General features: G+C 64.0%; 17 protein-coding genes. 8 read left to right on the forward strand and 9 right to left on the reverse strand.

Annotated features, from left to right (window positions below):
• Positions 1-30: 30 nt before the first annotated feature.
• On the reverse strand, positions 31-234 hold the full coding sequence (locus tag RX329_RS38920) for a hypothetical protein (protein ID WP_018454690.1): 204 nt from the start codon (positions 232-234) through the stop codon (positions 31-33).
• Positions 235-436: 202 nt separating this feature from the next.
• Here RX329_RS38920 and RX329_RS38925 point away from each other — a divergent pair, with 202 nt between their 5' ends.
• Together RX329_RS38925 and RX329_RS38930 are read left to right on the forward strand one after the other, a co-directional pair.
• Positions 437-1,810 (forward strand): leucyl aminopeptidase family protein, encoded by a 1,374-nt coding sequence (locus RX329_RS38925; RefSeq protein ID WP_085361623.1) that lies wholly within the window; start codon positions 437-439, stop codon positions 1,808-1,810.
• Positions 1,803-2,693, forward strand: coding sequence for a C40 family peptidase (locus tag RX329_RS38930; protein WP_085361624.1), 891 nt, complete (start codon positions 1,803-1,805; stop codon positions 2,691-2,693). The genes RX329_RS38925 and RX329_RS38930 overlap by 8 nt, the downstream gene beginning before the upstream one ends.
• A 6-nt stretch (positions 2,694-2,699) precedes the next feature.
• Here the strand turns inward: RX329_RS38930 and RX329_RS38935 are convergent, their stop codons facing one another.
• From RX329_RS38935 to RX329_RS38960, 6 genes are all read right to left on the reverse strand, one after another.
• The gene (locus tag RX329_RS38935; protein ID WP_085351726.1) at positions 2,700-4,337 is read right to left on the reverse strand and encodes an ABC transporter ATP-binding protein; all 1,638 of its coding nucleotides are present in this window, start codon (positions 4,335-4,337) and stop codon (positions 2,700-2,702) included.
• Positions 4,338-4,341: 4 nt separating this feature from the next.
• Positions 4,342-5,523 (reverse strand): ABC transporter permease, encoded by a 1,182-nt coding sequence (locus tag RX329_RS38940; protein ID WP_018454694.1) that lies wholly within the window; start codon positions 5,521-5,523, stop codon positions 4,342-4,344.
• Complete coding sequence (locus RX329_RS38945) at positions 5,523-6,632, reverse strand: microcin C ABC transporter permease YejB (RefSeq protein ID WP_018454695.1); 1,110 nt, start codon at positions 6,630-6,632, stop codon at positions 5,523-5,525. The genes RX329_RS38940 and RX329_RS38945 overlap by 1 nt, the downstream gene beginning before the upstream one ends.
• On the reverse strand, positions 6,629-8,509 hold the full coding sequence (locus RX329_RS38950; RefSeq protein ID WP_085361625.1) for an extracellular solute-binding protein: 1,881 nt from the start codon (positions 8,507-8,509) through the stop codon (positions 6,629-6,631). The genes RX329_RS38945 and RX329_RS38950 overlap by 4 nt, the downstream gene beginning before the upstream one ends.
• Before the next feature lie 14 nt (positions 8,510-8,523).
• On the reverse strand, positions 8,524-10,425 hold the full coding sequence (locus tag RX329_RS38955) for an extracellular solute-binding protein (RefSeq protein ID WP_085351724.1): 1,902 nt from the start codon (positions 10,423-10,425) through the stop codon (positions 8,524-8,526).
• 209 nt (positions 10,426-10,634) lie between these two features.
• Entirely contained in the window at positions 10,635-11,189 is a 555-nt protein-coding gene (locus RX329_RS38960) for a c-type cytochrome (RefSeq protein ID WP_018454698.1), read from the reverse strand.
• A 219-nt stretch (positions 11,190-11,408) separates the two neighbouring features.
• On the opposite strand from RX329_RS38960, the gene RX329_RS38965 reads away from it, so the two are divergent.
• Positions 11,409-12,149 (forward strand): 3-deoxy-manno-octulosonate cytidylyltransferase, encoded by a 741-nt coding sequence (locus RX329_RS38965; RefSeq protein ID WP_018454699.1) that lies wholly within the window; start codon positions 11,409-11,411, stop codon positions 12,147-12,149.
• 21 nt (positions 12,150-12,170) lie between these two features.
• Positions 12,171-13,016: a prephenate dehydratase gene (locus RX329_RS38970; protein ID WP_085351723.1), complete on the forward strand. Its 846-nt coding sequence runs from the start codon at positions 12,171-12,173 to the stop codon at positions 13,014-13,016.
• A gap of 45 nt (positions 13,017-13,061) precedes the next feature.
• On the opposite strand, the gene RX329_RS38975 is transcribed toward RX329_RS38970, so the two are convergent.
• Positions 13,062-14,075 (reverse strand): LLM class flavin-dependent oxidoreductase, encoded by a 1,014-nt coding sequence (locus RX329_RS38975; protein WP_085351722.1) that lies wholly within the window; start codon positions 14,073-14,075, stop codon positions 13,062-13,064.
• 399 nt (positions 14,076-14,474) lie between these two features.
• Here RX329_RS38975 and metF point away from each other — a divergent pair, with 399 nt between their 5' ends.
• From metF to RX329_RS38990, 3 genes are all read left to right on the forward strand, one after another.
• Entirely contained in the window at positions 14,475-15,395 is a 921-nt protein-coding gene (metF, locus tag RX329_RS38980) for a methylenetetrahydrofolate reductase [NAD(P)H] (RefSeq protein ID WP_085351721.1), read from the forward strand.
• Between the two features lie 6 nt (positions 15,396-15,401).
• Positions 15,402-19,265, forward strand: a complete 3,864-nt coding sequence (gene metH, locus RX329_RS38985) for a methionine synthase (RefSeq protein ID WP_085361626.1) — start codon at positions 15,402-15,404, stop codon at positions 19,263-19,265.
• Positions 19,266-19,714: 449 nt separating this feature from the next.
• The gene (locus RX329_RS38990; protein WP_085351836.1) at positions 19,715-20,722 is read left to right on the forward strand and encodes a DUF3592 domain-containing protein; all 1,008 of its coding nucleotides are present in this window, start codon (positions 19,715-19,717) and stop codon (positions 20,720-20,722) included.
• Between the two features lie 6 nt (positions 20,723-20,728).
• On the opposite strand, the gene RX329_RS38995 is transcribed toward RX329_RS38990, so the two are convergent.
• Positions 20,729-21,358 carry a glutathione S-transferase family protein gene (locus RX329_RS38995; protein ID WP_085361627.1) on the reverse strand — a complete coding sequence of 210 codons (630 nt, stop codon included), beginning with the start codon at positions 21,356-21,358 and terminating at the stop codon, positions 20,729-20,731.
• A gap of 157 nt (positions 21,359-21,515) precedes the next feature.
• On the opposite strand from RX329_RS38995, the gene RX329_RS39000 reads away from it, so the two are divergent.
• On the forward strand, positions 21,516-22,463 hold the full coding sequence (locus tag RX329_RS39000; RefSeq protein ID WP_085385090.1) for a threonine/serine dehydratase: 948 nt from the start codon (positions 21,516-21,518) through the stop codon (positions 22,461-22,463).
• Positions 22,464-22,598 lie beyond the last annotated feature (135 nt).

Consider the following 22,598-nt stretch of genomic DNA (forward strand, 5'->3'; position numbering starts at 1 on the left):
GCTCGCCCGATGATGGTTTCGCTCACCCGATCAATATTCGATAGCGAGCCTCTTGCGAATTTCATCAATGCGCTTGTCCAATGCATCGAACCGCGCGTGAACGGAGCGGTCGTGGAGATAGAAGACGTAACCGCCGGCAAGGAACGCGAATATCCAATGATGATGCTCGACATAGCCAAAAATCGCCTCGACCGCCTGCCCGATGAAGGTGACCACGCTCCACACAAATTCCATTGCATTTCCTCCCGGCCGGCTTTGTCGTCGGCCGCCGGAGATCTGCACACCTGACGGCCGTTGCCGGAACCTAGCATGGCCCCTTTGCTGCGAGTAGCGGACCGCCGAACGGTGGCAGCAAAGCTGATTGCGGCGGCGGCAAAACTCTGCGAAATCTCGTCCGTTCGTATGACCCGCTCGATCTGACGATCCGGACCCGCCAATGCCTTCTGTCTTCGAGACGTCGCCTACCGCCATCCCGATCACCTTCGTCACCAAGTCGAGCTGGGATCAGGTCGCCGAGGGGCTACCGGCGGCGCAACGCCAGTTCGCCACCGCGAGCGCCTTCACCGCAAAGCCGGGCGGCTATCTCGCGCTGCCCGCGCCCGATGGCGCGATCGCGCAAGTGCTGTTCGGGCTCGAGGACGAGGGTGCAAAATCGCGCGACCTGTTCCGACCGGGCGCCCTGCCCGGCCTCCTGCCGCCGGGCATCTATCGCTTCGCCAATGCACCGCAGGATGCACGGCTCGCCGCACTCGCCTTCGCGCTCGGCAGCTACCGCTTCGCCCGGTACCGCAAGGCCGATCGCCCCGAGGTCAGCCTCGTTCCCCCCGACGGCGTCGACGCGACCGACATCAATCGCATGGCGGACGCCGCAATGCTGGCGCGCGACCTCATCAACACGCCGGCCAACGACATGGGGCCGGAGGAGCTGGCCGCAGCCGCGCAGGATCTCGCCGCCGAATTCGGCGCAAGCTTTGCCTGCACCATCGGTGACGACTTAAAGACGAATTTTCCACTGATCCACGCCGTCGGCATGGCATCTAGCCGCGCGCCGCGGCTGATCGACATTGGCTGGGGCGACCCGGCTCATCCCAAGGTGACGCTGGTCGGCAAGGGCGTCTGCTTTGACACCGGCGGGCTCGACTTGAAGCCTCCGAGCGGCATGCTGATCATGAAGAAGGACATGGGCGGCGCCGCCAACGTGCTGGCGCTGGCGCGCATGGTGATGGATGCGAAGCTGAAGGTGCGACTGCGCGTGCTGATTCCGGCCGTGGAGAACGCGGTCGCGGGCAATGCCTTCCGCCCGCTCGACATCTTCACCTCGCGCAAGGGCATCACGGTCGAGATCGGCAATACGGACGCAGAGGGGCGGCTGGTGCTCGCCGACGCGCTGGCGCTTGCGGACGAGGAAAAGCCGGACCTGCTGATCGATCTCGGCACGTTGACGGGAGCGGCACGCGTCGCGCTGGGGCCGGATTTACCGCCCTTTTACACCAATGATGAGACGCTTGCCGCTGACGTCGCACGATGCGCGGCGAGGGAGAACGATCCGTTGTGGCGCATGCCACTGTGGCCGCCTTACGATGCGTGGCTGGATTCCAAGACCGCCACTATCACCAACGCACCATCAGGCGGCTTTGCCGGCTCGATCATTTGCGCGCTGTTCCTGCAACGCTTCGTCGAGCATGCCAGGAGCTGGCTGCATGTCGACATCTACGGCTGGACGCCGTCGGCGAAGCCCGCACGCCCCGAGGGCGGCGAGTGCCAGGCCGCGCGCGCGATCTACACATTGCTGAGCGAGCGCTATGCGTGATCCAGAACACGATCTAAGCCACGATCCAAGTCACGATCCAAGATACGATCCAAGGCTGACACCGTCGCGCGGCGACATCGCCGCGAAATACCTCGAAAGCAAGGTGCAGGCGGATCGTTTCGTCACGGGCGAGGAATTCGAGATCATCGCGGCGATCGCGCCCGTGCGCGAGCAGCCGTCGTCGAACGCGATGCTAATGACACAAGCGTTGCGCGGCGAGGGCGTCACGGTTTACGACCGCAACGGCGAAGGCTGGGCATGGGGTCAACTTTCAGGTGACGGCTATGTCGGCTGGCTGCCGGACGCAGCACTCATGAAGCCCGCGGCCGCGCCGACCCATATGGTCAGTGCTTTACGAACCTTTGCCTTCCCCGGTCCCTCGATCAAGCTGCCGCCAGCAGACACGCTGGTGATGGGATCGAAGATCGCGGTTGCACGCGAGGACGGCAGCTTCGCCGTGACACGCGACGGACACTATCTGCCGAAGGCCCATCTCGCCCCGCTTGGTCATTGCGAGCCGGATTTCGTCGCAGTCGCCGAGCGTTTCGTCGGCACGCCCTATCTCTGGGGTGGCAAGAGCAGCCTTGGCGTCGATTGCTCCGGCCTGGTCCAGATGTCGCTGACATCGGCGGGCATCGGCTGCCCGCGCGACAGCGACATGCAGCAGGCCGGGCTCGGCCGCGCGCTGGAGCCCCATGAGCAAAGCAGCTTGCTGCGCGGCGATCTCATTTTCTGGAAAGGTCATGTCGCCATCGTCCGCGATGGCAGCACCATGGTTCACGCCAATGCGCATCACATGGCAACGGTGATCGAGCCGATCGAGCCGGCAATCGCAAGGATCAAGCAAGCCGGCAGCGAGGTCGCCGCGATCAAGCGGCTCTGACGGAGGCTACGTCGCCGCGGACCCGTTCTCCGCCGTCTCCAGCCGGAACGCCGCCGCAAACAGCGCGCGCGTGTAACCCGTCTTCGGGTTCTTGAAGAGCTCGGCGGCCTGGCCTTCCTCGACCACCTTGCCGCCACGCATCACGATCAGATGGCTGGCGAGCGAGGCGACGACGCGCAGATCGTGCGAGATGAACATGTAAGTGAGATCGCGCCGGCGCTGCAATTCACGCAGCAGATCGACCATCTGCGCCTGAATCAGCATGTCGAGCGCACTGGTCGGCTCGTCCAGGACGACGAAATCCGGCTCCAGCACCACCGCCCGCGCGATGCTGATGCGCTGGCGCTGGCCGCCGGAGAATTCATGCGGATAACGGTGGCGAGTATCCGGTTTCAGTCCGACGTCCTCGAGCGCCTTGACGACACGCTCCTCCCGCTCGCCTCGCGAGAGCTGCGGCTGATGCACGGTGAGGCCTTCGGCGACGATGTCGGCGACCGACATGCGCGGGCTGAGCGAGCCGAACGGATCCTGGAACACGATCTGCATGTCGCGCCGGAACGGGCGCATCTCCTTGAAGCGCAGGCCCTGGATATCTTTTCCCAGGAACACAATGCGTCCGTTCGAGGAGATCAGCCGCAGCAATGCGAGCCCCAGCGTGGTCTTGCCCGAGCCGGACTCGCCGACAACGCCGAGCGTCTCGCCCTTGCGCACGGCGATGCTGACGCCGTCGACCGCCTTGATGTGGCCGACCGTCTTGCGCATCAGCCCCCGCTTGATCGGGAACCAGACCTTCAGGTCGTGGGCTGACATCACCACCGGGGCATCCGGCTGCGGCGGCGCCGGATCCGGCTTCGGCTCCGCGGCGAGCAGGTCGCGCGTATAGGGATGCTTCGGGGTCTTGAAGACCTGCTCGACCGGCCCCTGCTCGACGATCTCGCCCCCCTTCATGACGCAGACCTGGTCGGCGATGCGGCGCACGATGCCGAGATCGTGGGTGATGAAGAGCAAGCTCATGCCGAGCCGGCCGCGGATCTCTGCGAGCAGCGTCAGGATCTGCGCCTGCACGGTAACGTCGAGCGCCGTGGTCGGCTCGTCCGCGATCAGGAGGTCCGGCTCGTTGGCGAGCGCCATCGCGATCATCACGCGCTGGCGCTGGCCGCCGGAGAGCTGGTGCGGATAGCTCTTCAGCCGCGTTTCAGGCTCGGGAATGCCGACCTGCGTGAGCAATTCCAGCGTCCGCCTGCGCGCCTCGGCATTGCTGGTCGGATTGTGCAGCTGAATGATCTCGCCGATCTGCGCCTCGATCGTATGCAGCGGGTTGAGCGAGGTCATCGGCTCCTGGAAGATGATCGAGATGTCGCTGCCGCGAATCTCCCGCATCTCCTGCTCCGACCGGTCGATCAGTTCCTGGCCCTTGAAGTGGATGCTGCCCGAGGGATGCGAGGCATTTGGATAGGGCAAGAGCTTGAGAATCGAGAGCGCGCTGACCGACTTGCCGGAGCCGGACTCGCCGACCAGCGCCAGGCACTCGCCGCGCTTGATCTGGAACGAGACCTTGTCGACCGCGAGCGTGGTGGCGCCCCCCTGGTGGAAGGCCACCGAGAGGTCGCGCACGCTGAGCAAAGGCTGGTTGATCGCGTCCATTGGCTTACCTGAACGTCTTGCGCGGATCGAATGCGTCGCGCACGGCCTCGCCGATGAAGATCAAAAGCGACAGCATGATCGCGACCGAGAAGAAGCCGGAAAAACCGAGCCACGGCGCCTGCACGTTGGACTTGCCCTGCGACAGCAACTCGCCGAGCGACGGCGAGCCGGGCGGCAGTCCGAACCCCAGGAAATCGAGCGCCGTCAGCGTCATCACCGAACTCGACACGATGAACGGCAGGAACGTCATCGTCGCGACCATCGCGTTCGGCAACAGATGCCGGAACATGATGACCTTGTTCGACACGCCGAGCGCCCGCGCCGCCTGGATATACTCGAAATTGCGCCCGCGCAGGAATTCCGCGCGCACGAGTCCGACCAGCGACACCCAGGAAAATAACAACAGGATGCCGAGAAGCACGAAGAAGCCGGGCACCAGCACCGACGACAAGATCAGCAGCAGATAGAGCGAAGGGATCGCAGTCCATATCTCGATGAAACGCTGGAACAACAGGTCGATCCAGCCGCCGAAATAGCCCTGCACCGCGCCGGCCGCGATGCCGACGATGGAGGAGACGATGGTCAGGCAGAGGCCGAACAGCACTGAGATGCGGAAGCCGTAGATCAGCCGCGCCACCACGTCGCGGCCCTGATCGTCGGTGCCGAGCCAGTTGTATTCGAGATCGCGGCAGCTCTTGAGGCCTTTCTTCTCGACGACGGGCTTGCACTGCGCTTCCGTCAACATCCAGGTCGGCCGCGACGGCGCCGGCGTCGGCAGATCGAGATTGTGGGTGTCGTAGGAATAGCGGATCAGCGGCCAGACGATGCTGCCGCCCTTGTCCCTGATCAGCTTCTGCAAATAGGGATCGCGATAGTCGGCCGCGGTTTCGAAGTCGCCGCCGAAAGTGGTTTCCGAATAGGTGACGACGGACGGCCAATAAAGGTGGCCGTCATATTTGATCAGGAACGGCCGATCATTGGCGATCAGCTCGGCGAACAGCGACACCACAAATAGGATCAGGAAGATCCAGAACGACCAATAGCCGCGCCGGTTCGCCTTGAAATTCTGCCAGCGGCGCCTGTTGAGCGGCGACGGCACGAACGGTTTGCGCGTGATCGGCACGGCACTGCCGAGCGGTGACTTCGCAGTGGTTTCGATCGGCGTGGTGGGGGCGGCCAGCGTCATCAGACCTCCCGCGCCTCGAAATCGATTCGCGGATCGATCCACATATAGGTCAGGTCAGAGATCAGGTTGATCACGAGGCCGACGAGCGAAAAGATGAAGAGCGTGCCGAACACCACGGGGTAATCGCGGTTGAGAACGCTCTCGAAACTGAGCAGTCCCAGTCCGTCCAGCGAGAAGATGGTCTCGATCAGAAGCGAGCCCGAGAAGAAGGCGTGAATGAAGGTCGAGGGAAAGCCGGCGATGACGATCAGCATCGCGTTGCGAAAGACGTGACCGTAAAGCACCCGATTCTCGCTGCAGCCCTTCGCGCGCGCGGTCATCACGTATTGTTTGCGGATCTCGTCCAGAAACGAGTTCTTGGTCAGGAACGTCATGGTGGTGAACGCACCGAGCCCCATAGCGATCAGCGGCAGCGTCAAATGCCAGAAGTAATCGATGATCTTCCAATACCACGGAAACTGCGACCAGCCGTCTGACGTCAGTCCGCGCAGCGGGAACCAGTTGAAGAACGAACCGCCGGCAAACAGGATGATCAGGAGGATCGCGAATAGAAAGCCGGGAATCGCGTAGCCAAGTACGAGCACGCTCGACGTCCAGGTGTCGAAGCGCGTCCCGTCCCTGACCGCCTTACGGATGCCGAGCGGAATCGAGATCAGGTAGGTCAGCAGCGTCAGCCAGATGCCGAGCGAGATCGAGACCGGCAACTTCTCCTTGACGAGCTGCAGGACGCTGACGTCGCGAAAATAGCTCTTGCCGAAATCGAAGCGGGCGAAATTCCAGACCATCAGCGCGAAGCGCTCCGGCGCCGGCTTGTCGAAGCCGAACTGCACTTCCAGCTTCTTGATGAAATCGGGATCGAGGCCTTGCGCGCCGCGATACTTCGAGTTGATGGCGTCGCCGCCGGCCCCCAACTGCCCCGGGGCGCGCTGCGCAAAGTCGCCGCCGCCCGAAATGCGCGAGGTCCCGCCGGTGTCCGCGCCCGAGAGCTGCGCGATCACGCGCTCGACCGGGCCGCCCGGCGCGAACTGCACGACGATGAAGGAGACGAAGAGGATCCCGAGCAAGGTCGGGATCATCAGCAGGATGCGGCGGGCGATGTAGGCGCTCATGGCTGCTTCGCCTGCTCGAGCCTGGCGGCCTTGCCGCCATCGTACCACCAGATGTCGGGAGCGCCGACGCCGTTGGCATAACGCGGCGGCTTCTGCGGATGACCGAATTGGTCCCAATAAGCAAGCCGGTGCGTCTTGTTGAACCAGTGCGGCACCCAATAACGGCCGGCGCGGAACAGGCGATCGAAGGCGCGGCAGGCGACGGTCAATTCCTCGCGGCTGTCGGCCGCCATGATCTTCTCGATCATGGCATCGATGGCCGGATTGGCGACGCCCGCAAGATTGTACGAGCCCTTCGTTGCCGCGACCTGCGACGAGAAGAACGAGCGCATGGCGTCGCCCGGCGTTGCCGACATGCTGAAGCGCTGGGTCGTCATATCGAAGTCGAAATCTTCCTGGCGTACCTTGTATTGCACGGCGTCGACGAGGCGCACGCTCGCTTCGATGCCAAGCGTCGCGAGATTCTTGATGTAGGGCCCATGGTGCGGCTGGAACGAAGGCTCGTCCAACAGAAATTCGATCCTGAAGATCTCGCCGTTCGGCAGCATCCTCTTGCCGTCCTTGATCGGCAGGCCGGCCTCGCTCAGCAATCGCTGCGCCCTGCGCAACAGGCTGCGATCCTGCCCGGAGCCGTCGGAGACGGGCGGCGTGAACGGTGCGGCGAACACCTCGTCCGGAACCTGGCCGCGAAACGGCTCCAGCAGCTTCAGCTCTTCCGGCGGCGGAGGCCCATCGCTCGCCATGAGGTCCGAGTTCTGAAATGGCGATACCGTGCGGGCATAAGCACCGTACATGATGGTCTTGTTGGTCCACTCGAAGTCGAAGGCGTCGATCAGTGCCTCACGCACGCGAGGATCCCTGAATTTTTCGCGCCGCGTGTTGATGAACCATCCTTGCGCGCCGGACGGCGTGTCGTCGGGCACGACCTCCATCTTGACGCGACCCTCCTTGACCGCGGGGAAGTCATAGCGGGTCGCCCAGATACGAGCGGTGAACTCTTCGCGGTAGAGATAGTTCTTGCCGGTGAAACCTTCAAAAGCGACATCGCGGTCGCGGTAGAATTCGTAGCGCACGACGTCGAAATTGTAGCTGCCACGACAGGGGGGCAGGTCGGCAGCCCACCAATCCTTGACGCGTTCGTATTCGATGTAGCGGTTGACCTCGAACTTGCCGACCTTGTACGGGCCCGAGCCCAACGGGATATCGAGCGATGTTTCGTCGAAAGCGCGAGAGGCATAATATGCTTTCGAGAAGATCGGCAGACTCGCCACATAGAGCGGCACGTCACGCGCGCGTCCCTTGGCAAAGGTGACGACCAGCGTCGCATCGTCAACGGCTTCCGCGCTGACCATGTCGCGCATCTGCACGATGATCAGCGGATGCCCCTTGGCCTTCAGCGACGTCAGCGAAAACGCCGCGTCGTGAGCGGTAAGCTTGGTGCCGTCATGGAATTTCGCCTCTGGCCGCATGGTGAAGCGATAGACCAGCCTGTCTGCCGATATATTTACAGACCTGGCGGCAAGCCCGTACATCCCGTCCGGTTCGTCATTGGCTCGCACCATCAGCGGCGCAAAAGTCATGTCCATGCCCTGCGCGCCATCGCCTTTGAGGATGAAGGCATTGAGCGAGTTGAAGGTCTGGTAGGACTGGTTGTACGCGCGCACCGACGGGATAAGCGAGAAGGTGCCGCCCTTCGGCGCGTCGACATTGACGTAGTCGAAGTGATGGAAGTCGGCGGGATATTTGAGGTCGCCGAAGGCCGACATGCCGTGGGCCTCTGCAGGCATCTCGGACGCTGTCGCGCCCCGGAGCCAGGCGGCGCTGAACGCGCCACCGGCACCCAAGGCCAGCACATGCCGGCGTGAAAGCTGCGCCATGCGAGAAATGCCCTTCACGACTTCTTTGCGATCCGCGCCGCCTTGTCCGCGTCGTACCACCAAATGAACGGGAAGCCGGACTGACCGTATTTGGGTAATTCCGCCGGCCGGCCGAACCGATCCCAGCGCGCGGTGCGCACCTTCGTATAAGTCCACTGCGGTACGACGTAGTGATTCCACAGCAGCACGCGGTCGAGTGCCTTGGTTGCCGCGACGAGATCGTCGCGACCCTTGGCGTAGATCACCCGCTCGATCAGCTTGTCGACCGCCGGATTCTTGATGCCGGTGATGTTGCGTGAACCGGCGATGTCAGCCGTCTTCGAGGACCAGAATTCGCGCTGCTCGTTACCCGGCGACTGCGACTCGCCCCAGGAGTTAGTGACGATGTCGAAATCCCACTCGCGCGTCCTGTTCTCGTACTGAGTGGGATCCACCGTCCGCACGCTGACAGCAATGCCGAGCCGTTCCAGCGACGGCTTGTAGAACAGCGTGATCCGCTCGAAGCTTGGATCCGAGTTCAGCAATTCAAGGGAGAACTGGGCGCCGGTCTTGACGTCGATCAGCTTGCGCTCGCGCACCTCGTAGCCAGCTTCCTTGAACAGGCGCAGCGCCTCGCGCAGATTGTCGCGAACGGCTTCCGGACTGCCGCCGACCGGGTTCGTGTAGGCCGTGGTGAAGACTTCGGGCGGGACCTCGGCGCGGACTGTCTCGAGGATCTCGAGCTCCTTGCCCTGCGGCAACCCGGTCGCCATCAGCTCATCGATGCCGTCGAAATAACTGCTGATGCGCTTGTACTGGCCGTAGAAGATCTGCTTGTTCATCTCCTCAAAGTCGAACGCGTAATTGAGCGCGCGTCGCACGCGCGGATCCTTAAACTTGGCGCGGCGCAGGTTCGGCACGAAGGCCTGCATGACGCCCGAGCTGCGATTGGCGAACTCCTCGAGGATCACGCGTTTTTCGGTGACGGCCGGGAAATCATAGGCTGTCGCCCAGTTCTTCGCGCTGTTCTCGGTGCGCCAATCGACCTGATCGGCCTTGAATGCCTCAATCGCCACGGTGGCGTCGCGGAAATACTCATAGCGCAGCTCGTCGAAATTATTGCGGCCCACATTGGCGGCGAGGTCGCGCCCCCAGTAATCCTTGACGCGCTCCAGCGCGATCGACCGCCCGGCAACGAATTCCTTGACCCGATAGGGGCCGGAACCTAGAGGCACTTCAAGCGTGGTGGCGGAGACATCGCGCTTGCGGCCCTGCGCATCCGTGCCCTCCCACCAATGCTTCGGCAGGACCGTGAGCTGCCCGACGATCTGCGGCAGTTCGCGGTTGCCCGGCGCGTCGAACACGAATTTTACCTCGCGCTCGCCGACCTTCTCGGCTTTCGTCACATGGCTGTAATAGGCCGAGTACTGCGGGTGGTGCTTCTTGAAGGAATCGAGCGAGAAGATCACGTCATCCGCGGTTACCGGCTTGCCGTCGTGCCATTTGGCTTGCGGCCGCAAGCGGTAAGTCACGAAGGAGAAATCATCCGGATGGCTGACGGCCTCGGCCAGCGCGCCGTACTCGGTCGAGACTTCGTCAAGCGAGGCCGTCGTGAGGGATTCGTAGATGAACGCCACGGCACCGGCGACTTGCCCCTTCACACCGGAGACGACGATGTTGAAATTGTCGAATGTGCCGACGGCGATCTGGCGCGCGACGCCGCCCTTGAGCGCTTCCGGATTGACGTAGTCGAAGCGCTTGAAATCCGCCGGGTATTTGATCTGTCCGAACAGCGACAGCGCGTGCCGCCAGGTGGGCTCGTTGGCGGATTGCGCGTGTGCCACGCCGACGCCGGAAAGGCCCCCTACGGAACCAAGGGCGGGGAGCGTTGCGGCAGCAGTGCCGGTGAGCAGGAGATCGCGTCGGGTAAGGGCCAAATCAACATTCCTGTCTTGAAGGAGGCTACTCCTTTAAGTTCCCAATATAGGCGAGGTTTCGACGGAATATGTTGCTTTTTCCTCATCTTGGAGGGCCAGCTGGCCGATCGCTGCGGCCAAACGCCCCGATAACAACGCCGCGAGGCCCGGATAAGCAAACGGCCAGGCTTTTCAGCCTGGCCGCGTACTAAGATCGAAGTCGATAGGCCTTACTTCGCCGCGGTCGGCAGCGGCTTCGGGCTGTCGGAGAGACTGTTCAGGTAAGCGATCACGTCGGCACGCTCGCTATCCTTCGGGATGCCAGCAAAGCCCATCGCGGTGCCCGGGACAGCTGCCTTGGGATTCGCGATGAACTTGTTGAGCGCATCGAAGTCCCAGGTGCCGCCCTTGGCCTTCATCGCGGCCGAGAAGTTGAAGCCGCCGCGGCCCTCGCCAACATGGTCGCCGACGACGCCATAGAGGTTCGGACCGACACGGTTCGGGCCGCCCTTCTCGAAGGTGTGGCAAGCGCCGCACTTCTTGGCAGCGGCGGCGCCCTTCTCGACCGAGGCGGTCTGGAGCAGCTTTTCGATCGGCTCGGCAGCCGCGGCGGCAGCGCCGCCTTCCTTGCCATGGCCGGCGTCTTCCTTCACGGCGATCTCGAAGCCCGGCTTCTCCGGCATCTTGGGCGAGAACAGCGCACTGGCGGTGAAGCTCGTCACCAGCAGAAGGAGACAGGTGCCGAGCACGGCACCGAGAATCTTGTTCAGTTCGAAAGAGTCCATTTCCGGCCAGGCCCCACACCGCAAGAAGGATCGAGCGGCCCAGTGCGGCCGCCAGGACGAGCCTCGGGGAATCAACGTTCCTTACTGTTTCCCCGAGTTTTGCCATTGAGATATCGGTTTGCCCGGGGTCTGGCAACCCGTATAAGCGAGCGGGCTTCACCCCCGTCCCCACCCCATTTCCCGGCGCGGAAAACGCCCCGTTTCCAGGCCCTTGAACCGATGATCGATCCCCGCATCCTGGTGCTGATTCCGGCCCGCATGGCCGCCACCCGCCTGCCCGGCAAGCCGCTAGCCGATATCGCGGGGCAGCCGATGATCGTGCACGTGATGCGCCGTGCCGAAGCGGCCGGGATAGGCCGGGTCGCGGTCGCAACCGACACCGCGGAGATCGCATCCGTCGTGACCGCCCATGGTGGCGAGGCCGTGATGACCCGCCCGGAGCATCCGTCCGGCTCCGACCGCATCCACGAGGCCATGCAGAAGCTCGATCCGGACGGCAAAGCCGAGATCGTGGTCAATCTGCAGGGCGATTTCCCGACCATCACGATCGACAACATCCGCGAGGTGTTGCCGCCGCTGCAAGACCCCGCCGTGGATATCGCAACGCTGGCGTCGCAGATCCACACCGAGGAGGAGGACCTCGCGCCGAGCGTCGTGAAGGCGATCGGAACCTCGCTCGGCGGCAGACGCATGCGCGCACTTTATTTCACCCGCGCAACCGCGCCGACCGGCGACGGACCGCGCTACCACCATATCGGTCTCTATGCCTATCGCCGTGCCGCGCTGGAGCGCTACGTCCGGCTTCCGCCGTCGCCGCTGGAATTGCAGGAGAAGCTCGAGCAGCTCCGGGCGCTCGAGGCCGGAATGCGCATCGACTTCACCATTGTCGATACCGTGCCCCGCGGGGTCGACACGCCGGCGGACCTGGAAACCGCCCGCAGCATCCTTTCCAAATCCTGAGCCGCTGTTACAAGGCCGAGCATGAGCAAGCTGAAAATCGCATTCCAGGGCGAGCCTGGGGCCAATTCGCACATCGCCATCGTCGAGGCCTATCCCGACGCCGAGCCGATGCCCTGCGCCACCTTCGAGGACGCCTTGTCGGCGATCTCGTCGGGCGAAGCCGATCTCGGCATGATTCCGATCGAGAATTCGGTCGCAGGCCGCGTCGCCGACATCCATCATTTGCTGCCGGCCTCCGGCCTCTTCATCATCGGCGAATGGTTTCTGCCGGTCCGGCATCAGCTGATGGCGGTGAAGGGGACCAGGCTCGAGGACATCAAGAGCGTCGAGAGCCACGTGCACGCGCTCGGCCAATGCCGGCGCATCATTCGCAAGCTTGGCATCAAGCCAATCGTGCACGCCGACACCGCCGGCAGCGCCCGCGACATTTCCGAGCGTAACGACAAGTCCGTCGCCGCGATCGCCTCGCGCCTCGCCGCGCAGATCTACGGCCTCGACATCCTCGCGGAGGACATCGAGGACGAGGCCCACAACACCACGCGCTTCGTGGTGCTCGCGCGCGAACCGAAATGGGCCGCACAGGGCTCCGGTCCGTTGGTCACGACTTTTGTGTTCCGGGTGCGCAATTTGCCCGCCGCGCTCTACAAGGCGCTCGGTGGCTTTGCCACCAACGGCGTCAACATGACCAAGCTCGAGAGCTATATGGTCGACGGCAATTTCTTCGCCACGCAGTTTTATGCCGACGTCGACGGCCACCCCGAGGACAAGGGCCTCGCTTTCGCGATCGAGGAGCTGAAATTCTTCTCACGCGAATTCCGCATCGTTGGCGTGTATCCGGGGCACCCGTTCCGCGCGACGATGGAATAGATTCGTGTCCCGGACGCGCGGAGCGCGAGCCGGAGCACCAGAGCCTTATCCGACCGCCTTAAGCCCGAACGCCTCCGCCAGCAGCGAATATGATTTCTTTCGTGCCCCGTGATCGTACACGGCGGTAATCACCATCAACTCGTCCGGCTTGCTCGCATCGATCAACGGCTGCAGCGTCTTCTGCACGGTTGCCCGGCTGCCGACGAACAGACGGGAACGGTTGCGCCGCATCGAGGCGCGCTCCGAGTCGGTATAGGGATAGGCCAGCGCCTCTTCGACGCTCGGCAACGGAAGATACTGGCCGCGGTCCCGGCGCAGGCGGTTGAGGTCGAAAGACGCGGCGAGCTTTTCGGCTTCGTCATCCGTGTCGGCCGCAATGACGGCGACCGCGAGGATCGCGCGCGGGCTCGCACTCCAGGCCGAGGGCTGAAAACGATTGCGATAATGCACCATCGCATCGATCGCATCGTGGGACGCAAAATGATGGGCGAATGCGAACCCCATGCCGATTTGCGCGGCGAGCTCCGACGAATAATCGCTGGAGCCGAGCAGCCAGATCGGCGGCAACGGCGTATCGTCGGGCATCGCAACGACGTTGTGATAGGGATGGCCCGAGGGGAATTCCCGGGTCTGCCACAGGATCAATTCGTGCAGCCGCTCGAGGAAATCGTCGCCTTCGCGACGGTCGAGCCGGCTGCGCAGCGCATAGGCCGTGGCGCCGTCGGTGCCAGGGGCGCGGCCGAGGCCGAGATCGATGCGGCCCGGAAACAGCGCCTCCAGCATCTTGAAGCGCTCGGCCACGACCAGCGGCGCGTGATTGGGCAGCATCACGCCACCGGAGCCGACGCGGATGTGCTTGGTCACCGCCGCGATCTGCCCGATCATCACGTCGGGCGCCGGGCTCGCGACGGAGGCGAGGTTGTGATGCTCGGCGAGCCAATAGCGGACATAGCCGAGCCCATCGACATGGCGCGCCAGGTCGATGCTGTTGCGCAGCGCCGCGGCGGGCTTTGTGCCGGTGGTGACGACGGAGAGGTCGAGGACTGAGAGCGGGATCATGGCGCGCTAACGTAGTGGAGGGCAGCGCGGCGGCAATGGGAGGGCGCGCAGATCTGACGTGCAGGCCAGGGCCCGCGCGCTCCGGACCCGCGCCGCGGCGTTGGGACAATAATCAATCTGGCAACATGAGTTTCATATTGCCCACTAAATATATTGCGCCAGTTAATCCGCAAGTTCTCCCTACTTGGCTGATATATTTATCTTTTTATACCAAACCGAGCTTCCCACTTCGATTCTAAATCACCGAATATTTTATGCCAACACCGCCAAAGTGGGCCACTTCCCATTACCGATGGGCTGTCGGATGCGGCCGCTTTGGCTTATCTTGGCCTTTCGCAATCTAGACCTGACCGCCGGCCGCCAACGACCCGGCGCGCCCTTGGAGAGTGAGTGGTGCCCATGACTGACGCGACAATGCCTGCCCACACCGGCGGGCAAGACGGGTACCTGAAGCGGCCTGCGATTTCCTTCGAGTTCTTTCCGCCCAAGACCGAAGATATGGAGCGCAATCTCTGGGACACCATCAACCGGCTGGCCCCGCTCGACCCGAAATTCGTCTCGGTGACCTATGGCGCCGGCGGCTCGACCCGTGAGCGGACCCACGCGACCATCTCGCGCATCCTGAAAGAAACCGCGCTGCTGCCGGCCGCGCATCTGACCTGCGTCGGCGCCTCCCGCGGGGAGATCGACGAGATCGTCGACCGCTATCACGAGGTCGGCGTCCGCCACATCGTGGCCTTGCGCGGCGATCCCCCGGGCGGCATCGGCACGGCCTATTCCAGCCATCCCGATGGCTACCAGAGCTCCGCCGACCTCGTCGCCGGCATCAAGAAGCGGCACGGCGATATCGAGGTGTCGGTCTCGGCGTACCCTGAGAAGCATCCCGAGGCGCGCGACTTCGACGATGACATCGACACGCTGCAGGCCAAGGTCGATGCAGGTGCGACCCGCGCGATCACGCAGGTGTTCTTCGATAACGACCTCTATTTCCGCTATCTCGACCGCGTGCGCGCGCGCGGGATCAACATCCCGATCGTGCCGGGCATCATGCCCATGCATAATTTCAAGCAGGCGAGAGCCTTCGTCACCCGCGCCGGCACCTCCGTGCCGGACTGGTTCGCCGCGAAATTCGAGGGGCTCGACGAAGACGCCGAGACCCGCAAGCTGGTGGCGGCGACCGTCGCGGCCGGCCAGGTGCAGAAGCTGGCCAAGCACGGCGTCGACACCTTCCATTTCTACACCATGAACCGCGCCGATCTCGTGTTCGCGATCAGCCATTTGCTCGGCATCCGCGCCAAGAGCGCGCAGAAGGCGGCTTAAGACACCATGACCGTATCCACCTCTCCCAAGCGAACCGCCCTGCTCAACGCCGCGCGCGAGCGCATTCTCGTGCTCGACGGCGCCATGGGCACGATGATCCAGAATCTCCAGTTCGACGAGGCCGCCTTCCGCGGCGAGCGATTCAAGAACTTCCATCGCGATTTGCGCGGCAACAACGACCTCTTGATCCTGACCCAACCGCAGGCGATCGAGGACATCCACGCCGCTTACTTGCGCGCCGGCGCCGACATCGTCGCGACCAACACCTTCTCCACGACCTCGATTGCCCAGGCCGATTACGATCTCGCCGACATCGTCTACGAGATGGCGCGAGAAGGCGCCCGCCTCGCCGGCAACGCCGCACGCCGCGTCGAGGCCGAGGACGGCAAGCCGCGCTTCGTCGCCGGCGCCATCGGACCGACCAACCGCACCGCCTCGATCTCGCCCGACGTGTCCAATCCCGGCTACCGCGCCGTCACGTTCGACGACCTGCGCAAATCCTATGGCGAGCAGATCAACGGCATGCTCGACGGCGGCGTCGATCTGCTGCTGGTCGAGACCATCTTCGACACGCTGAACGCCAAGGCGGCGCTGTACGCGATCGCCGAGATCACGGAAGAACGTGGCATCGACATGCCCGTGATGGTGTCGGGCACCATCACCGACAAGTCCGGCCGCCTGCTGTCCGGCCAGTTGCCGGAAGCGTTCTGGCATTCGGTCCAGCACGCCAAGCCCGTCACCATCGGCTTCAACTGCGCGCTCGGCGCGGAAGATCTGCGCGCGCATATCGCCGATATCGGCCGCGTCGCCGACACGCTTGTTTGCGCCTATCCCAATGCCGGCCTGCCCAACGAGTTCGGCCAGTATGACGAGACCCCGGAATACATGGCCCGCCTGGTCGGCGAGTTCGCGCGCGATGGCCTCGTCAACATCGTCGGCGGTTGCTGCGGCACCACGCCGGACCATATCGCGGCGATTGCGGCTGCGGTCGCGCCGCACAAGCCGCGCATCGTGCCGGAGATCGAACCTCGCTTGCGGCTCTCCGGCCTCGAGCCGTTCATCCTGACCGACGCCATTCCCTTCGTGAACGTCGGCGAGCGCACCAACGTCACCGGCTCCGCCCGCTTCCGCAAGCTGGTCACCGCCGGCGACTACACCGCCGCGCTGCAGGTCGCGCGCGACCAGGTCGAGAACGGCGCGCAGATCATCGACGTCAACATGGACGAGGGTCTTCTGGACTCGGAAGCGGCGATGGTGACCTTCCTCAACCTCGTCGCCGCCGAGCCCGACATTGCCCGCGTCCCCGTAATGGTCGACAGCTCGAAATTCTCCGTGATCGAGGCCGGCCTGAAATGCGTGCAGGGCAAGCCGGTCGTCAACTCGATCTCGATGAAGGAAGGCGAGGACAAGTTCATTCACGAGGCCAAGATCGCCCGCCGTCACGGCGCGGCTGTCGTGGTGATGGCGTTCGACGAGGTCGGCCAGGCCGACACGTTCGCCCGCAAGACCGAGATCTGCAAGCGCGCCTACGACATCCTGGTGAACCGCGTCGGCTTCCCGCCGGAAGACATCATCTTCGATCCCAATATTTTCGCGATCGCAACCGGCATCGAGGAGCACAACAATTACGGCGTCGACTTCATCGAAGCGACGCGCTGGATCCGCAAGAATCTGCCGGGCGCGCACATTTCTGGTGGTGTGTCCAATTTGTCGTTCTCGTTCCGCGGCAACGAGCCGGTGCGCGAGGCCATGCACTCGGTGTTCCTGTATCACGCCATCAAGGCCGGCATGGACATGGGCATCGTCAATGCCGGGCAGATGATCGTCTATGACGATATCGATCCCGAATTGCGCCAGGTGTGCGAGGACGTCATCCTCAACCGTGACCCCGGTGCGTCCGAGCGTCTGCTGGCGCTTGCGGAAAGATTCCGCGGCAACAAGACTCAGACCAAGGAAGCCGATCTCGCCTGGCGCGAATGGCCGGTGGCGAAGCGGCTGTCGCATTCGCTGGTGCACGGCATCACCGAGTTCATCGAGCAGGATACCGAAGAGGCCCGCAAGGCTTCGAAGCGCCCGCTCGACGTGATCGAGGGACCGCTGATGGCCGGCATGAATGTGGTCGGCGATCTCTTCGGTGACGGCAAGATGTTCCTGCCGCAGGTGGTGAAGTCGGCCCGCGTGATGAAGCAGGCTGTCGCCTGGCTGATGCCGTTCATGGAGGAGGAGAAGGCGCGCAATCTCGCCAACGGCATCGGCACGGAAGGCTCCTCGTCCGCCGGCAAGATCGTGCTCGCGACCGTCAAGGGCGACGTCCACGACATCGGCAAGAACATCGTCGGCATCGTGCTCCAGTGCAACAATTACGAGGTCATCGACCTCGGCGTGATGGTGCCCGCGGCCAAGATCGTCGAGACGGTGAAGGCGGAGAAGGCCGACATCGTCGGGCTGTCCGGCCTGATCACACCCTCGCTCGACGAGATGGCGTTCTTCGCCGCAGAATTGCAGCGCGAAGGCCTCAAGCTGCCGCTCTTGATCGGCGGCGCCACCACGAGCCGCGTGCATACCGCGGTCAAGATCGACCCGAGCTATCGCGCAGGCCCCGTGGTGCATGTCAACGACGCCAGCCGCGCCGTCGGTGTTGCGTCGGCGCTGCTGTCGCCCGAGAGGCGCGAGGCCTATGCCGCCGAAGTCCGCGCCGAATACGCAAAGATCTCGGACGCCCATATGCGCGCCCAGGCCGACAAGAAGCGGCTGAAGCTGGCGACCGCCCGCGCCAACCGCGTGCCGGTCGACTTCACCGCGAACAAGCCGGTGAAGCCGACCTTCCTCGGCACCCGAAGCTTTGACGACTACGATCTCGCCGAGCTGGTGCCCTATATCGACTGGACGCCGTTCTTCCAGACCTGGGAGCTCGCCGGGCGCTTCCCTGCCATCCTCGACGACGCCAAGGTCGGCGAAGTTGCGCGCTCGCTCTACGACGACGCGCGCAAGATGCTCGACCTGATCGTCAAGGAGAAATGGTTCCGCGCGCGCGCCACCGTCGGCTTCTGGCCGGCCAATGCGCAGGGCGACGACATCGTGCTCTATGCCGACGAGAGCCGGACCAGGACGATCGCGACGCTGCACACGCTGCGCCAGCAGCTCGAGAAGCGCGAGGGCCGTTTCAACGCGGCGCTGTCCGACTTCGTCGCGCCCGCCAACACCGGCGTGCCCGATTATGTCGGCGGCTTCGTCGTCACCGCCGGCATCGGCGAGGATGTGGTCGCCGACCGGTTCAAGATGGCCAATGACGACTACTCGTCGATCCTGTGCAAGGCGCTGGCCGACCGCCTGGCCGAAGCCTTCGCCGAGCGCATGCATGCCCGCGTCCGCCGCGAGTTCTGGGCCTATGCGCCGGACGAGGCGCTCTCGACCGACGAGTTGATCCTCGAAAAGTATCAGGGCATCCGTCCCGCCCCCGGCTATCCCGCGCAACCCGATCACACCGAGAAGGCCACGCTGTTCGAGCTGCTCGATGCCGAGAACACCGCCGGCGTGAAGCTGACCGAGAGCTATGCGATGTGGCCGGGCTCCTCCGTGTCGGGGCTCTATCTCGCCAATCCAGAGAGCTATTATTTCGGAGTCGGCAAGATCGAGCGCGATCAGGTCGAGGATTATGCTGCGCGCAAGGGCATGAGCGTCGCCGAGACCGAGCGCTGGCTCGCGCCGATTCTGAACTACATCCCGACGCGAGAGGGTGCGAGCGACAAGGGGGCGTTCACGGCAACGCCGGCGAACGACGAGACGTCGAAGGAGCTTGCGTCGCATCCGCCGGGCTGCACCTGCGCGGTGCACCTGGTCTGGCAGAAGAAGCGCGCGGGCGCGGGTTAGGCGCCCTCCAAACAGAAAATGAAAAATCAACCCCATGCACAGTAGGCATGGGGTTGAAAAAGCTCGATAATTTTTTCGGCGCTACCGAATGATTTTTTCGATATTACCGAAATCGCTTGCGGCGTCGGGCAAAACACCTGTAACATTCCATCATCGCCGACCGTGCCCGTTTGATACTCCCTCGCCAGTCGCCATCACGGCGCGTGCCACACGTTCGCTGTCGTCCTGGCGAAAGCCATCCATACCGGGTGATCCATTGGTGGTCATCGCAGGCAATACCGAACGACCAATCTTCGCCAAATGACCCGCTGGGGCAATGGGTCCTGGCTTTCGCCAGGACGACATTGGTGAAGCTATGCCTGGCATGTGCTGGGGCAACGCACAGCATCGAACGCAAAGCGCGTTCGCCGCGACCAATGGCGGTCGCCGCCGAAGCGCAGGGGAATCGGATGCTGAACGCCCAACAATTGATGTGGACACAGATTGCCGCCGGCATCGCCGTGCTGCTGTTTGGATTGACGCTGTTCAACCTGGTCCGCATGCGGGGCCGGATGGTGGCGGCGCGGAGCTGGGACAAGGTGGAGGGCATCATCACGGTCTCCCGGGTCGACCAGCCGACGGCGCATTCCTCGGACGATCGGAACGACGCCAAGCCCATCATCCGCTATCGCTATCAGGCCGGCGGCCAGGAGCTGGAAGGCGACAAGATCTTTGTCAGCGGCACCGTCATCACGACGAGGGTCCTGGCCGCAAAACTGACCGGACGCTATCCGGTCGGCGCCCATGTCGAGGTCCATGTCGATCCGAAGCAACCGACAGAGGCGCTGCTGGAGCCTGCCGCCGCGCAGAACGTCGCGGCCCTGGTGGCGTTCACAATGGTGTTCGGCGTCATCGCCGCCACCCTGACCGCGCATTCGTTCGCGGGCCACGTGCTCTACGCCGACAAGGGCGTCCCGCTGTTCGCGTTCGCGGTGCCGATCATCGTGCTCGTGGGCGGGGTGTTCCTCGCCGCCGATTATGTCCGGACGCGCCGGCTGGCGAGCGCCAGCCTGCGCTGGCCGACCGCGTCGGGCAGGGTCACCCATTGCGACGTGATCGAGGAAATCGTCGAGGAGAAGACCGAGCACGACAATCGACCAACGACTTCAAAGCTCGTCCACCGCTATCAGGTCGACCTGCGCTACGCCTACAGGGTCGGCAAGCGCGACTTCATCGGCACCGAAGTCGATTGGAACGGCACCATGATCTCCGGCCTGCGCGAGGTCGCCGAAGAGGCCGCGGCGAAATATCGGCCTGGGAAGAGCGTCCAGGTCTACTACGATCCGGACCAGCCCGAACAAGCCGTGCTGGAGCCTGCAAGCCGGGGAGGCGCGCTGGGGCCGCTGATCGGTGCCGCGGTCTGCGCGGTTGTCGGCGGCCTCTTCCTGACGATCCTGATCAAGGTCGGGTTCGCATAGCGGCGATCACCCCTTCGGCGGTGCCAGGGGCTGCACGATCTCCTTGAACGGCGCCAGCGCCTCGCACGCATCGGCATGCGCCGACAGCGCCGGATAGCGCGACGGCTCGAACAACTGCGGATGGGCCTCGCGGGTGAAGCGGACGACGCAGGCGACCACAATATCGGCGTGGCCGATGCGGTCACCCAGCCAGTACGGCGTGGTCACCTTGGCGCGCTCGGCCTCCAGCGCTTTCAGCACGTCCGCGATCTGCGCCTGGCAGCGCTCGACCCACAGCGTAAGCTGCTCCTTCCGCAGCACGCGTTCGTAGAGCAGGCTCACGGCCTTGTCGCCGAGGCCGGACGCGAGCGCGCAGATGCGCAAGTGACGCCGGCGCTCGGCGCCGGAGCGCGGCAGCATCGCCTTCTCCGGCCCGGCGAGCTCGTCGAGATAATCGAGGATGAACGTGCTCTCGATCAGCGCCTCGCCGTCGTCGAGCACCAGCGTCGGCACGCGGCGCAGCGGATTATAGGGCGCGATCTTGTCGGCGTCGCCGAAGGTCGACCACGGCCTGTGCTCGAAGGCGAGGCCGTAAAGCCGCAGCGCAATCGCGACGCGGCGGACGAAGGGGGAATCATATTGGCCGATCAGGAACATGGTTTTGCGCTCTTCTCTGGCTTTTGGACGAGGCAGGGCCGATCAGTTTCCACGGCAAGGCCGCAGTGGCGCAAGCAAAATCATGGAAGTGGAGCATTGCGCTGCATGCAACGGCGCCGCGACAGCGGCTGCCGGATGCGTTATCAAGGACGGCATCATGACAGCAACAATGGACATCAATCGGGAGCGGATCGCGGCGACCGAGGCCGTCATCCGTCCGCACATACGGCGCACGCCGCTCGTTGAGGCCGATCTCGCCGATTTTGGCCTGCCGGCTTCTCCCGTCACGTTCAAGCTCGAGATGCTGCAGCATTCCGGATCGTTCAAGGCGCGGGGTGCCTTCGCCAACCTGCTGTTGCGCCGGCTGCCGGAAGCCGGTGTCGTCGCCGCATCGGGCGGCAATCACGGCGCGGCGGTGGCGTATGCGGCGCAGCGGCTCGGCATCCCGGCCACGATTTTCGTGCCCGAGATCACCTCGCCGGCCAAAGCCGAGCGTATCAGAGGCTATGGCGCGAAACTCGTGATTGCGGGCAGCCGCTATGCCGACGCGCTCGCCGCAAGCGAAACCCATGTCGCGCAGACCGGCGCCATGGCGGTGCATGCCTACGACCAGGTCGAGACCTTGCTCGGTCAGGGCAGTGTCGGAATGGAGCTGGAGCAGGATGCACCGGGCATTGACACGGTGCTGGTTGCAGTCGGCGGCGGCGGCCTGATCGGTGGCATGGCGGCCTGGAGTGCCGGCAGGACGCGCATCGTCGCGGTCGAGCCGGAGCAGTCGCCAACGCTTCACGCCGCCTTCGCGGCAGGCGCGCCGATCGATGCGCCGGCGGGCGGCATCGCCGCCGATAGTCTCGCCCCGCGACGTGTCGGACAATTGATGTTTCCGATTGCGCGGGCCCATGTCGAGCGGGTCGTCCTGGTCGCCGACGACGCGATCAAGCAGGCGCAGTCGGCCTTGTGGTCGAGCCTGCGCCTGGTGGCCGAGCCCGGCGGCGCCGCCGCATTTGCCGCCTTGCTCTCCGGTCGCTATCGCCCCTCACCCGGCGAGCGGGTCGCGGTACTGGTTTGTGGCGCCAACACCAATGCGGTGAATTTCAACAGCTAGCGAGCTTCGCATGATCTGGAGCGCGTAGCCCGAATGAAAAGGGACGACGGTGCCACGCTCCGTCATTGCGAGCGCAGAGAAGCAATCCGGTATCTCTCGGCGGAAACAGACTGGATTGCTTCGTCGCAAGGGCTC

This window comes from Bradyrhizobium sp. BWC-3-1 (assembly GCF_032917965.1).
GTDB lineage: Bacteria > Pseudomonadota > Alphaproteobacteria > Rhizobiales > Xanthobacteraceae > Bradyrhizobium > Bradyrhizobium canariense_D.

What these genes read in the sequence shown, in the direction of transcription:
- RX329_RS38920 (WP_018454690.1), bottom strand. Translation starts at nt 234, where the DNA reads ATGGAATTTGTGTGGAGCGTGGTCACCTTCATCGGGCAGGCGGTCGAG.
- RX329_RS38925 (WP_085361623.1), top strand. Translation starts at nt 437, where the DNA reads ATGCCTTCTGTCTTCGAGACGTCGCCTACCGCCATCCCGATCACCTTC.
- RX329_RS38930 (WP_085361624.1), top strand. Translation starts at nt 1,803, where the DNA reads ATGCGTGATCCAGAACACGATCTAAGCCACGATCCAAGTCACGATCCA.
- RX329_RS38935 (WP_085351726.1), bottom strand. Translation starts at nt 4,337, where the DNA reads ATGGACGCGATCAACCAGCCTTTGCTCAGCGTGCGCGACCTCTCGGTG.
- RX329_RS38940 (WP_018454694.1), bottom strand. Translation starts at nt 5,523, where the DNA reads ATGACGCTGGCCGCCCCCACCACGCCGATCGAAACCACTGCGAAGTCA.
- RX329_RS38945 (WP_018454695.1), bottom strand. Translation starts at nt 6,632, where the DNA reads ATGAGCGCCTACATCGCCCGCCGCATCCTGCTGATGATCCCGACCTTG.
- RX329_RS38950 (WP_085361625.1), bottom strand. Translation starts at nt 8,509, where the DNA reads ATGGCGCAGCTTTCACGCCGGCATGTGCTGGCCTTGGGTGCCGGTGGC.
- RX329_RS38960 (WP_018454698.1), bottom strand. Translation starts at nt 11,189, where the DNA reads ATGGACTCTTTCGAACTGAACAAGATTCTCGGTGCCGTGCTCGGCACC.
- RX329_RS38965 (WP_018454699.1), top strand. Translation starts at nt 11,409, where the DNA reads ATGATCGATCCCCGCATCCTGGTGCTGATTCCGGCCCGCATGGCCGCC.
- RX329_RS38970 (WP_085351723.1), top strand. Translation starts at nt 12,171, where the DNA reads ATGAGCAAGCTGAAAATCGCATTCCAGGGCGAGCCTGGGGCCAATTCG.
- RX329_RS38975 (WP_085351722.1), bottom strand. Translation starts at nt 14,075, where the DNA reads ATGATCCCGCTCTCAGTCCTCGACCTCTCCGTCGTCACCACCGGCACA.
- metF (WP_085351721.1), top strand. Translation starts at nt 14,475, where the DNA reads ATGACTGACGCGACAATGCCTGCCCACACCGGCGGGCAAGACGGGTAC.
- metH (WP_085361626.1), top strand. Translation starts at nt 15,402, where the DNA reads ATGACCGTATCCACCTCTCCCAAGCGAACCGCCCTGCTCAACGCCGCG.
- RX329_RS38990 (WP_085351836.1), top strand. Translation starts at nt 19,715, where the DNA reads ATGCTGAACGCCCAACAATTGATGTGGACACAGATTGCCGCCGGCATC.
- RX329_RS38995 (WP_085361627.1), bottom strand. Translation starts at nt 21,358, where the DNA reads ATGTTCCTGATCGGCCAATATGATTCCCCCTTCGTCCGCCGCGTCGCG.
- RX329_RS39000 (WP_085385090.1), top strand. Translation starts at nt 21,516, where the DNA reads ATGACAGCAACAATGGACATCAATCGGGAGCGGATCGCGGCGACCGAG.